At 57.2% G+C, this 11,422-nt stretch carries 12 protein-coding genes; 10 read left to right on the top strand and 2 right to left on the bottom strand.

Going from position 1 to position 11,422, the window contains the following annotated elements:
* The 5 genes from BLP65_RS16400 to BLP65_RS16375 form a co-directional block, all read left to right on the top strand.
* On the top strand, positions 1-292 hold a 292-nt coding region (locus BLP65_RS16400), incomplete at its 5' end, for an IS30 family transposase (protein WP_139181547.1).
* 29 nt (positions 293-321) lie between these two features.
* A complete protein-coding gene (locus BLP65_RS16395) occupies positions 322-1,146 on the top strand; it encodes an Abi family protein (RefSeq protein ID WP_317623065.1) in 825 nt (274 codons plus the stop codon).
* A gap of 156 nt (positions 1,147-1,302) precedes the next feature.
* Complete coding sequence (locus tag BLP65_RS16390; protein WP_092999376.1) at positions 1,303-4,437, top strand: type I restriction endonuclease subunit R; 3,135 nt, start codon at positions 1,303-1,305, stop codon at positions 4,435-4,437.
* A 271-nt stretch (positions 4,438-4,708) separates the two neighbouring features.
* Positions 4,709-5,767, top strand: a complete 1,059-nt coding sequence (locus BLP65_RS16380; protein ID WP_092999372.1) for a PDDEXK family nuclease — start codon at positions 4,709-4,711, stop codon at positions 5,765-5,767.
* A gap of 130 nt (positions 5,768-5,897) precedes the next feature.
* On the top strand, positions 5,898-6,497 hold the full coding sequence (locus BLP65_RS16375) for a hypothetical protein (protein ID WP_092999370.1): 600 nt from the start codon (positions 5,898-5,900) through the stop codon (positions 6,495-6,497).
* 226 nt (positions 6,498-6,723) lie between these two features.
* On the opposite strand, the gene BLP65_RS16370 is transcribed toward BLP65_RS16375, so the two are convergent.
* The gene (locus tag BLP65_RS16370) at positions 6,724-7,476 is read right to left on the bottom strand and encodes an RES family NAD+ phosphorylase (protein WP_245688396.1); all 753 of its coding nucleotides are present in this window, start codon (positions 7,474-7,476) and stop codon (positions 6,724-6,726) included.
* Positions 7,477-7,482: 6 nt separating this feature from the next.
* On the bottom strand, positions 7,483-7,836 hold the full coding sequence (locus BLP65_RS16365; RefSeq protein ID WP_092999368.1) for an MbcA/ParS/Xre antitoxin family protein: 354 nt from the start codon (positions 7,834-7,836) through the stop codon (positions 7,483-7,485).
* Positions 7,837-8,056: 220 nt separating this feature from the next.
* Here BLP65_RS16365 and BLP65_RS16360 point away from each other — a divergent pair, with 220 nt between their 5' ends.
* The 5 genes from BLP65_RS16360 (at position 8,057) to BLP65_RS16340 (ending at position 11,186) form a co-directional block, all read left to right on the top strand.
* Positions 8,057-9,055, top strand: coding sequence for a type IV toxin-antitoxin system AbiEi family antitoxin (locus BLP65_RS16360; RefSeq protein ID WP_092999366.1), 999 nt, complete (start codon positions 8,057-8,059; stop codon positions 9,053-9,055).
* Complete coding sequence (locus tag BLP65_RS16355) at positions 9,048-9,317, top strand: hypothetical protein (protein WP_092999364.1); 270 nt, start codon at positions 9,048-9,050, stop codon at positions 9,315-9,317. Before BLP65_RS16360 ends, BLP65_RS16355 begins: the two co-directional genes overlap by 8 nt.
* Positions 9,318-9,368: 51 nt before the next feature.
* On the top strand, positions 9,369-9,890 hold the full coding sequence (locus BLP65_RS16350) for a nucleotidyl transferase AbiEii/AbiGii toxin family protein (protein ID WP_092999362.1): 522 nt from the start codon (positions 9,369-9,371) through the stop codon (positions 9,888-9,890).
* Positions 9,891-10,053: 163 nt separating this feature from the next.
* Positions 10,054-10,407 carry an antitoxin Xre/MbcA/ParS toxin-binding domain-containing protein gene (locus tag BLP65_RS16345; RefSeq protein ID WP_092999360.1) on the top strand — a complete coding sequence of 118 codons (354 nt, stop codon included), beginning with the start codon at positions 10,054-10,056 and terminating at the stop codon, positions 10,405-10,407.
* 269 nt (positions 10,408-10,676) lie between these two features.
* The gene (locus BLP65_RS16340) at positions 10,677-11,186 is read left to right on the top strand and encodes a type 1 glutamine amidotransferase domain-containing protein (protein WP_092999358.1); all 510 of its coding nucleotides are present in this window, start codon (positions 10,677-10,679) and stop codon (positions 11,184-11,186) included.
* Positions 11,187-11,422: the final 236 nt, after the last annotated feature.

Raw genomic sequence — 11,422 nt, 5'->3', positions numbered from 1 at the left:
CCCGTGGCTTGGTCAGGTCGAAACGCTGACGCTCGACAACGGTAGTGAGTTCGCCCACCACCCCGTGGTGACCGAACAGCTTGGCTGTGATGTCTACTTTGCACGGCCGTATCATAGTTGGGAGCGTGGAACGAACGAAAACACGAACGGGCTGATCAGGCAATATTTCCCGAAGGGAACCGATTTTTCCAAGATCAGCAAAGAGCAGATCCAGGAGGTCGAGAATAAGCTCAACCTGAGACCACGAAAGCGGCTCGGCTACAAAGCGCCCATCGAACTGATGGTCGCATAAGCGATGAAGGGGGGCGTTGCACTTATTGGTTGAATTCAGGCTTCCGTAAGTTGGAGATAACTCAGGACGAGACTGGTAAGCTCGGGCATTTTCGCCATGACTCTTTCGTGGATGGGAGTCACTTCAAGGATGCGGTTCACCTGTATGTGTTCGACAAGAAGCTGAGATTACTAGCGTTGGATGCTCTTGAACGAATAGAACTAGCAATACGCGTCGATATAGCTCATCTGCTTGGCGAGCACGATCCCTATGCTCACGAAGAACCGAATCTATTTCATGGGAACTTTGCTAAGAAGACTAACGGCGACGGAAAAACGCAGCACCAACTCTGGTTGGAGCGGTATAAAGATCTGGTTCATCGTGCACGCCGGGTGCCATTTGTTGAACACTACCTGGAAAAATATGGTCAATTACCTATTTGGGTGGCTATAGAGATATGGGATTTCGGACTGATGTCAAAAATGTATGCTGGGATGCAGCACAAACATAAAGGACAAATCGCGGCTAAATATGGTGCAAAGGATGGCAAAGCATTTGCTGGCTGGTTACGCGGTTTGAACTTTATTCGCAATGTATCGGCACACCATAGCCGCCTATGGAATATCAATGTATTAGAACGTGCCCCGCTACTTCAGGATGATGAGAACTGGAAGCAGTTGAATGATGCAAGGCCCTTCTTCTATTTCTGCCTGATGCAAAAACTGATGCGGGTAATCTGCCCTAACTCACACTGGGCACAACGTTTTACCGAATTGATGGGCGAGTTCCCCGATGTAGGTTGTAGTGCGGTCAGTCTGGAAGACTTTGGCTTGATCGAGGGGTGGCAAGCGTGGGATTTATGGAGCCAGAAATGAAAACCGACACGTACACAGGAGTGCAGAGGTGCCGGGCATATTGGTAATGATCGTAGCCAATGGCTATTTGGAAGTAAAGTTTTACTTTACTGCTTTTGGTAGTGTTCTGGTGGGTTCTTTGCCAAGTATGTCACGTATTTCAATGGGTTATGGTAAATGATCACTGAAGATCAGCTCGAAAGATTGTGCCTAAGCTGGTTCCAATCCCTAGGCTACGACCACTCCCGTGGATACGACATCGCCCCGGACGGCGATAGCCCCGAACGTAGCGACTACCGCCAGATCGTGCTCTTCGACCGCCTTCTCGCCCAGTTACAGAAGATCAACCCGCATACCCCGCTCGCCGTCCTCGAATCGGTCAGCCAACAGATCGCCAAGCCGGAGACCCCGGTGCTGATCAAGAACAATCGTGCCTTCCATAAGCTGCTCTTGGAGGGGGTGAAGGTTGACTACAAAGAAGCTGGCGAGGAGCGGAGCGACTATGTGCAGCTCGTCGACTTTGCCGACATAGGCAACAACCAGTTCCTGGTGGTGAACCAGTACACCCTTATCGGTACGAAGGGAAAGCGCCGTCCTGATCTGCTCGTTTTCATCAACGGCCTGCCGCTGGCGGTGATCGAGCTGAAGAACCCCGCCAACGAGGGGGCCGATGTCTGGTCTGCCTACCAGCAATTGCAGACCTATAAAGAAGAGATCCCCGATCTCTTCATCTTCAACGAGGCGCTGGTGGTGAGCGATGGGGTGAATGCCCGGATTGGCTCCCTCACCGCGAACAAGGAGCGTTTTCTGCCCTGGCGCACCGTGGCCCATCAGGATGACAAGCCGCTGTTCGAGTATCGGCTGGAGACGCTGGTGAAGGGGTTCTTTAAGCCGGAACTCCTACTCGACTACCTTCACTATTTCATCCTCTTCGAGCAGGACGGCGATAGCCTGATTAAGAAGATCGCCGGCTATCACCAGTTCCATGCCGTGCGCGAGGCGGTGCGGGCGACGGTGACGGCCGCCCAGCGGCACAATATGGCCGAGGTCCGCGCTGACTATGCCGACCGGGTAAAGCCCGGCTCTGGCAAAGCGGGGGTGGTGTGGCATACCCAGGGTTCGGGAAAGTCGATCTCCATGGTCTGTTACGCCGCTAAGCTGACGGCACAACCGGAGATGAACAACCCGACCATCGTGGTGGTGACCGACCGTAACGATCTGGATGGTCAGCTTTTCAACACCTTTAGTCTGGCGGCGGACACCTTGAAGCAGACACCCGTGCAGGCGGGCGACCGCGACGATCTGCGTGAGATGCTGGCAGCGCGCCAGTCGGGCGGAATCATCTTTACCACTATCCAGAAGTTCGCACTGTTGGTTGATGAGGCACACCACCCGGTGCTGAGTGAGCGCCACAACATCGTGGTGGTGAGCGACGAGGCGCACCGCAGCCAGTACGGTGACAAGGCAACGCTCAATAAGAAGACGGGCAAATACTCCTTCGGCTACTCCAAGCACCTGCGCAACGCCGTGCCCGGGGCTACGTTTATCGGCTTCACCGGCACCCCCATTTCGGCCCAGGACAAGGACACCCGCGCGGTCTTCGGCGACTACGTCTCTATCTACGACATTCAGGATGCGGTGGACGATGGGGCCACGGTGCCCATCTACTACGAATCCCGCCTGGCCAAGCTCGACATCAAGCAGGCGGAGATTGACGCACTGAATGACGATGTGGACGAGGTCTTCGAGCAGGAGGAGGACATCGCCGCCCGCGAGAAGGCGAAGTCGAAATGGGCGGCGCTGGAGAAATTGGTCGGCAGTACGCCCCGGATAAAGGAGGTCGCCGAAGACCTGGTCGCCCACTTTGAGAATCGCACCACGACCATGCCCGGTAAGGGAATGATCGTCACCATGAGCCGGGAGATCTGCGTCGATATGTATGACGCCATCGTCGCCCTGCGCCCCGACTGGCACGACCCCGATCCAGCCAAGGGGGCGATCAAGGTGGTGATGACCGGCTCTGCTTCCGATAAGTCCAAGCTACAGCCCCACATCTACAACAAGGAGACGCGCAAGCTCTTCGAGAAGCGCTTCAAGGATGAGAACGATCCACTACAACTCGTGATTGTGCGCGATATGTGGCTTACCGGTTTCGATGCCCCCGCCTGCCACACCATGTACGTGGACAAGCCGATGCGCGGCCATAACCTGATGCAGGCCATCGCACGGGTGAACCGGGTGTTCAAGGATAAGCCGGGCGGGTTGGTGGTGGATTACATCGGAATCGCCAACGAATTGAAGCATGCGCTGAAGGACTACACCGACTCCAAGGGCAGGGGCGAACCGGCCCACGACAACCACGAGGCTTACGCCCGCCTGCTGGAGGAAATGGACAAGCTGCGCGGTATGATGCACGGCTTCAATTACAGCCGCTACGAGACCGATGCCTTACAGCTGCTACCGGGGGTGATGAACCATATCCTCGGTCAGGACGAAGGCAAAAAGCGCTTTCTCAATTTGATGGCGGTGATCCGCGCCGCTTACACGCTCTGCGGCACGCTGGACGAGGTGGAGCCGCTGCGTAAGGAGATCGCCTTTTTCTCGGCGGTGAAAGCCGCCATCACCAAGTACACCAGCATCGACAAACGCCGCACCGATGAGGAGCGTCATTCTGCGCTCAGGCAGATCATCGACAACGCCATTGTTTCCGAGGGAGTGGCCGACGTCTTCGATCTGGTCGGGTTGGATAAACCCAATATCGGCATGCTCTCAGATGAATTCCTGGAGGACGTAAAGAACCTCCCGCAAAAAAATCTGGCGGTAGAGCTCCTGGAGAAGCTGTTGCGCGACGAGATCAAAGCGCGGATGAAGACGGACGTAGTCTCGGAGAGGAAGTACTCCGAACGCATTCTTGAGACTTTACGTAAATACCACAACCGATCCATCGAAACGGCCCAAGTCATCGAGGAACTGATCGAACTCGCCAAAACCATGGAGCAGGACCTGGCCCAAGCCGAAAAGCTGGGGCTTAACGATGATGAGGTTGCCTTCTATCGGGCTTTGATTCAAAACGAATCGGCAGTTCGGGAAATGAGCGATAGCGATCTACGCGAACTGGCGAGGTACATAACCGAACAGTTGCGTAAGAGCACCACGATCGACTGGCAAGTTCGCGATAGTGTGCGCGCCAAGCTTCGTAACCTAGTCCGGCGGGCACTAAAAAAGTGGAAATATCCGCCCGATGGGGCCAATGATGCGATTGATTTATGCCTGCAGCAGGCAGAAGTGCTTTCCAACGCGTGGACGCGTTAACGGAAGTCTAAAAAAGGCTAGGAGGTCAGTTAGCGGTGGTCTTTGGAGAACTCGATTCGGCGTTCAGCCTTGCCGAACGGATAGGTAAGTGGGTGAAGCGTCGCAATATCCGGGCGTACAGCGAGGAGACCGTTTCCGCGAGGTTCGTTTGTCTTTTTGAGAATCATGGGGTACACCGCCGGAAAAGTGTCGAATTCCTTTACCGTCGAGTTGCACCGCCGCTCGCTGATCACTAGGCCCGATTCTAAGACAAAACCTGCACGAGGAAGTCATGGCCCTTTACGAAATGGATCAAAACAGCATCAGAAAGCTGAGGGAGACCACTTTCGTTTCTTACGGATTGAAGGAACGAGGTGACATTCAGCGTCTTCTCAAAGAACGCATCGAGGTGATTGCACCAGGCACTATGGTTCTTGCCGAAGAGTTTGGCGAATGGGAGGCGAGCCGAAGGCGGATCGATTTACTGGGATTGGACAAGGATGCCAACCTCGTTGTCGTGGAACTAAAGCGCACTGAAGATGGTGGTCACATGGAGCTTCAAGCACTCCGGTATGCGGCTATGGTGTCGACTATGACGTTCGATAAAGTGGTCGAAATCTACGAACGTCATTTAGGTATTGACGGTGCCGATGTGGAAGCACGTACGGCCATACTCGATTTTCTTGAATGGGATGAGGTTGACGAGGACAGCTTCGCTCAGGATGTTCGTATCGTATTGGCCTCTGCCGAATTCTCCCGCGAGCTGACGACCACAGTCATGTGGCTCAATGAGCATAACCTTGATATTACCTGTGTGAGGCTCAAGCCATATGATTATGACGGTCGGCTCATACTTGACGTGCAACCGATAATTCCTCTTCCGGAAGCTGAGGAATATCAGGTTCGGGTAAGAGATAAGGTCCAGAAGGAGCGCAAGGCTCGGGAGAGTGGGCGAGATCTGACGCGCTATGACGTTTTCGTTGATGATGACAAGTATCCGAATCTCGCTAAAAGAAGAGCAATACTGGCCGTTTTTAGAGGAGTCTACTCAAAAGGCGCAAACCCGGAAGACGTAGCAAAGCTCATCGACTGGAAACCGAATCTGGTTCGTAGCGCAGAAGGGACACTTGGTTCAGGCGAAATGTACGATGCGATAACGGAACAGCTGGAATCGGAAGGCAAAACATCGACTGCAAAGCGTTACTTTCTGGCGGATGATGAACTGATGCACGCGAATGGGCGCACCTACGCTTTGACGAAGATGTGGGGTCGGTCGACAGTTGAGGCTATGCAGGTGATCGTCGATAAATATTCTGATCTTAACGTTTGTTTCCGGGAGGCCGAGATCTAACCGGCTTTCGGCCACTTGCTTAGGGGTAATTGGCGTGTCCCCGATTATTCCGCAAAAGGACCGCAGTCTAGACTGGTGACTTACAAGCACCCGCTTGGGTTGCCCTTTAGATTGGTGATGGATGCAAGCCATGACCCGGTTGTTACTCCCGCTGCTGTTTGGCCTCTTCCCAGCCTTTGTCGCTGCAGCCGAGGTGTCCCTGCTCTATGGCCTTCAGGGTGGAGGCCGACTGGAAGACCTCGATAGCGGAACCACTCTGGATTTGGCCGAAGAGCCGGTGCGTGGCCTGCTCATCGGCACTCCACTCGATGCCGGGCGCGACCTGGAGTTTCTCTACAGCCGCCAGGAGACGCGCCTGCGGGACAATGCGGCCGTTGGCGAGGAGGTGCTGGCGGACATAGATATTCACTATCTGCACTTGGGCGGGACGGTGCTCTCGGATCACTTCGAGGGGTGGCAAGGCTTTCTAAGTGGGGGGCTTGGCCTTACCCACTTCAGTCCACGCCCCGGCGGGCAGGACTCGGAAACCCGCCCCTCCCTGAGCGTGGGCCTGGGCGCTCGCTGGATGGCGACCCGGACCGTTGGGGTCCGGCTGGAGGCACGCGGGTTCGGCACGCTATTCAACAACAACACGAGCGTTTTCTGCAGCGGCGGTTGCACTTTTGCGGTCTCCGGCGATCTGTTGACCCAGTATGCCGTTATGGGCGGAGTCGTTATCCGCTTTGATTAAGGCGTGGGGATTTCACCGTTTCGGGCTTCGCGGCGGGGCGCCCCTCCTACCTTTATTGCGGGCTTGGGGCTGTTGAAAAACTCCCTCTCCCCGAGGGCCGGGGTGAGGAGGTTCAATGCATGTTAACTGCCTGATTTTGATCCCCCCTCATCCTGGCCTTCTCCCGGGGGGAGAAGGGACAAAACCCTTTTTCAACAGCCTGTTAGACCATTAGCAAGCATGTGCGCTACAGCGCCGGCTGGGGGAGACGCCCGTCGTGGAAAAAGTGCTCTGCCTGGAAAGCCGCTGTGCTGTTTTCGGAGGCATTCAAAAACGTGACTCGCTCGCCGTTCACCTGGCACCACAGCGATTCCGACAGCGTGGGGGCCTTGGATGCCAGGCTGGACGGCCCGAAAAGGGCCACATTCTCGCCGCCATCGGGATCGCGTGCCGAGGGAAATTCGAAGGCCTCGATTCCCGCCTCACGCATGGCCGAGCCGAGCGCCTGGGTTTGTGAGTAGTCCGCCGGGTGGGCGAGTGTTCTTCGGTGCCCGTCGCATGGTGCGTGCTGGAGTTGGAGACCGTGCTTAGCAGCGTACTGCGCCTGGAACAGGGTATGGCGCGTCTGGATCCGCTTGGGTGGAGGCGTGGCCATGCCGTGCCAGAACAGCAGGCGGTAGTAGGCACACTCCGCCAGCGCAGTGTTCGCGGAAAGTGAGCCGTAGAAGAGGGAGGGTTCGTGGCGACGCCCGTAGCGGGAGCCGTACTTTAGCGGAGGGTACCGAAATGGGGTCATCAGGATGTAGTGCAGCCTGTCGCTGCCGGCGCGCACGGGCGGTTTTACCCCCTCCAGCATCTCCTCCAGCACGCTCTGCTCTTCGAGCGAGTCCACCAATCCGTTGGTGGCGACCTGCTCCTGGCTCTCCACGATGCGAAACAGCACCCCCTTGATGCGGCGGGCTGCTTCGTGCAGTCGGCATTGGGTCCAGAGTTCCGACACGCGTTTTCAGACTTTTCCGCGGATCGCGTCGAGGTAAGCCATCACCTCCACCAGGCCTTGGACGCTCTGCACCTGTTGCGCCGGTATTCCGCCCGTATGCAGGTTCTGGGTCGTCATCCAGTGGCGCATCTGCTCCGGATCACCGCCCATGAGGGCGAACAGGCTGCGATAGCAGCGGATCAGGAGGAGTGCGAGCTCTCCCTCTTTGGATTCCGGGTCGATGCCCCGGCGAAAGGCGGAGCGATCCCTGCCGATCACTCTGCCGAGGCTTGCCTGATCCAGCCCGAGTTGCTGCCCGGCCTTCCGCAAGGACTTGGTCAGGATGGCGGTCTTGTCATCCTTCAGCGCTGGGTTGGCCATCTTTCGGCCTCCTGTGTGCGGCTTATGTACAAATTAGACCACAAAAGCGGCAGATGCAACAGAATCATTGTATAGAGGGAACCCGCTAAAAATGGCTCTCTGGTTGTTGCAGTCATCCTTCGTTCACGTTTGTCACGTGTTCACTAACTGTGTACACTTTGTTTTTATGAACATACTCTGCGGGTGACGTCTCGTGACGGGACGGGATGAACCAGAACAAATGATCGAGAATCAGGTTCTTGGCGATGCGTTAAGGGCGTTCGAGGATACGACAGCCATGGCGGCCACGGTCGTTCAACTCAACCTCGGTCACTGTGACACTGGTGCTGACGCCCGGATCCGGCTCGGGCAAAACGTTCTGGATGCCGAGATCAAAGCTCGCCTTACCCCCGCCACTTTGGGTCCAGCGCTGGCACAGTTGAAATATCTTCCCGGGCCGGCAGTATTGGTGGCGCCCTATGTGACCCCACCGATGGCCGAACGGCTAAAGGCGCTTGATGTCCCCTTTATCGATGCCGCCGGCAACGCTTTCCTGCACATGGGAGAGACCTTTGTCTTCGTGACGGGCAGAAAACCGGCCCGAGTCCCCATTAAGGCCCGTACTCTGCGGGTGTTTCGCGCCACGGGCCTCCGTATTGTGTTCGCGCTGCTATGCGTGCCCGAACTGGCAAATGCACCTTATCGTGAAGTTGCCGAGAAGGCTGGCGTGGCCCTCGGGAGTGTAAACGTCGCGTTCAATGAGCTGACTCGGCTCGGCTTCCTGCAAAAGACGAAGGCGCGCGGCAGGGTTCTGGAACAGCGGCAACGGCTAGTGGATACCTGGGTGGATGCCTATGCGCGGGAGCTCCGGCCTCGCCTGAACCCACGCCGGTTCCGTGTGGACAGGCTCGACTGGTGGAAGGACGAAGACCTGGCCCGGCTTGACCTTTGGTTGGGCGGTGAGCCGGCGGCCGCAGTGCTGACGCGTTATCTGCGGCCGCAAGTGGTGACTCTTTACGGTGGCGCAGGTTTTGCGGATTTGGCGCGGCGCATCCGCCCGGTTAAGGACGAGCACGGAAACTTCGAGGTTCTCGAGCCGTTTTGGCGGTTTGAGGTTACTCAACCAGTACCCGGTCACCACTTGACGCCCCCGCTATTGGTATATGCGGACCTCCTCTCTACTGCCGAGGAACGGAATCTGGAGACGGCAGCGATGATCAGGGAGCGGTATCTTGGCTGAGCATACCGCTACCGTCGACGAGATGATTTTCGCGCTCCTGGCGGCCGTATCGAATGCTGCCGAACCGGCTGGTATCCCTTGGATGGTCACGGGTGCTTCCGGGCGCGTCCTTCTGCTGGAGTCCGTTTACGGGCTACCGGAGGGTCGCGCTACTGAAGATGTGGACTTCGTTGTCATGGTGCAAGACTGGGGGCAGTACGGCGACTTGGTTGGCGGCATTTGCCGGGATTCTGAATTTTGCCGAGACCCAAAGCAGACTTAGCGTATCCGCTACCGCGGAGACTTCTATCTGGATCTCGTACCCTTCGGCGGAGTGGAATCCGACGCAGGCCTGATCGCATTGCCCCCTGAGGGCGATATCACCATGTCCGTCGTCGGTGTTCATGAAGCCTTTGCCGACGCCGTCCAGGTGCGGGTTAACGGGAAAACCGATGTTCCGGTTGCGAGCCCGAGAGGACTGCTCCTGCTGAAGCTGCTGGCGTGGAGCGAAAGGCGTTCCGCCAGGCCGGGGCGGGATGCCGCCGATATCGCCTATTTTTTGCGGCACGCAGCGGCCCTGATCACAACGCCCAAGCTGTTTGAGAACCACTTCGATGCGGTGAAGTCGTTGGAGTATGACGTTGATCTGGCAGCCTGCTTCGTAACCGGTACTCAAGTAGGGGAGTTGGCATCACCCGCTACCCGAACCTGCATATTGACTATTCTTGAGGCGTTGTCTCGTGAGGACACTGATGCCCCCCTGTGCCGAGACGTCTCTGCTTACTTTGCCGAAACGGTTCCTGTATTCGATCTCCTGAAGCAGTTCAAATACGGTTTCGAGGCCTCCGTCCCATGAATCCCGCATCCATTTCCAGAAGAGTTTTATGTGGCTCGGGATCTGGATGTACTCTCTCGAGAAGTCGGTCGAAATAGAATATCAAGAGGAGGGTCATCCTCTAAATGTGAATGGCCGATGAAACGGGAGAGAAAACGGCGAGTTTTTCGAGCGATGCGCATGTATGGATGATCCCCTGTTTTCTCCAGAAAAACTCAGTCAATCTGTCGTCCAGGCAGGCGATCTGCTCGGCCTGGTTCGTGCCGAGGTGGCGCGGATACTCGGCTTCAAGTGCGAGTCGATCAGTGCGCTTTATAACGGACGTCTATTGCTGGAAGAGGGAACGAAGGCGTGGCGGGAAGCGGTGCTGTTTGTCCGTTTTTATCAGCTGCTGCATGAACGGATGGCGGGGGATGAGGCTCGGATGATCAACTGGTTGCGGCGAGAGCAGAAGGCGTTGGGTAGTTCGCCATTTTATCTCATCATCGATGAGGGGCGGCTGGCGGATGTCGTGGCGTACCTGGAGCAGCAGTCCTGACCGGCGGCATAAATACGAGCTTCACATAAATCCTTTCACTCTGACGTGGCGGCCGTATCGATCCCTCCGACACGTTGACCTCGGAAATCTCGTAACTCAGTCGGGCATAGTTCCCACGGAAAAGATACGCGGGTCAGCGGGGATGGTCTTGAGTCGGATCTTCCGGCCAGTCCACAACGGATACACTGAACCAAGGTATTCGGCCGCGCGCTCGCGGCATGGTCCTGCTATAGATGTCGGGAGATGACATTCACTCAAAGGAGAGGGTGATGCGGGCCATCATGATTAGTGCCGACGGGTTCGAGGACGCGGAACTGCTCAAGCCTTTGGAGGCGTTACGGGCGGATGATATCGAGGTGGAATTGGCGACGCCCGGGGGCGCGTCGATCACTGGTAAGCGAGGGGCTACGGTAGAGGCCGATAGTGCGATTGAGCAGGTGGATCCGTCTGCCTTTGATTTGCTGGTGCTGCCCGGCGGGAAGGCGCCGGCGCAGTTGCGGAAGGACCCGAAAGTACTGGCGATCGCCCGCGAGTTCTTCTCGGCCGATAAGCCGATTGCGGCGATCTGCCACGGTCCGCAGATCCTGGTCTCGGCGGACCTGCTCCGCGGCAGGAAGGCGACCGCCTACAGTGCTGTGGCGCCGGAGCTCAGGGAGGCGGGCGCTGAGTATCGCGACGAGGAGGTGGTGGTCGACGGCAATCTGATCACTTCGCGCGAGCCGGGGGATATCCCGGCCTTCATCGGGGCGGTGCGGGAGAAGCTCGGTATTCAACCGTAGGGAGGCTTTCCGGGGGCCATCGCCAGCATTTTGATGGGTTACGGGGAGCGTCATGGGCACGGGTAAACCGGACGGATGTGCCTGGCGCGCCTAACCCAACCACGGAGATCGGAGGCTCAGCCCCGGTAGGAGGCGCGCCCCCGCGGCGATTTTCGTTGCAGGGAGCATCGCGCCGGGGGCGGCCCTCCTACCAGGATAGACGGAGCCATAGTCCCGGTAGGAGGCGCGCCCTCGCG

Origin of the sequence: Thiohalomonas denitrificans (assembly GCF_900102855.1) — a bacterium.
GTDB lineage: Bacteria > Pseudomonadota > Gammaproteobacteria > Thiohalomonadales > Thiohalomonadaceae > Thiohalomonas > Thiohalomonas denitrificans.
This window is presented reverse-complemented; position numbering and strand designations above follow the sequence as displayed.

Coding starts and splice junctions, on each gene's coding strand:
- BLP65_RS16375 (WP_092999370.1), top strand. CDS start 5,898: ATGACCCGGTTGTTACTCCCGCTGCTGTTTGGCCTCTTCCCAGCCTTT.
- BLP65_RS16360 (WP_092999366.1), top strand. CDS start 8,057: ATGATCGAGAATCAGGTTCTTGGCGATGCGTTAAGGGCGTTCGAGGAT.
- BLP65_RS16390 (WP_092999376.1), top strand. CDS start 1,303: ATGATCACTGAAGATCAGCTCGAAAGATTGTGCCTAAGCTGGTTCCAA.
- BLP65_RS16365 (WP_092999368.1), bottom strand. CDS start 7,836: ATGGCCAACCCAGCGCTGAAGGATGACAAGACCGCCATCCTGACCAAG.
- BLP65_RS16380 (WP_092999372.1), top strand. CDS start 4,709: ATGGCCCTTTACGAAATGGATCAAAACAGCATCAGAAAGCTGAGGGAG.
- BLP65_RS16345 (WP_092999360.1), top strand. CDS start 10,054: ATGGATGATCCCCTGTTTTCTCCAGAAAAACTCAGTCAATCTGTCGTC.
- BLP65_RS16340 (WP_092999358.1), top strand. CDS start 10,677: ATGCGGGCCATCATGATTAGTGCCGACGGGTTCGAGGACGCGGAACTG.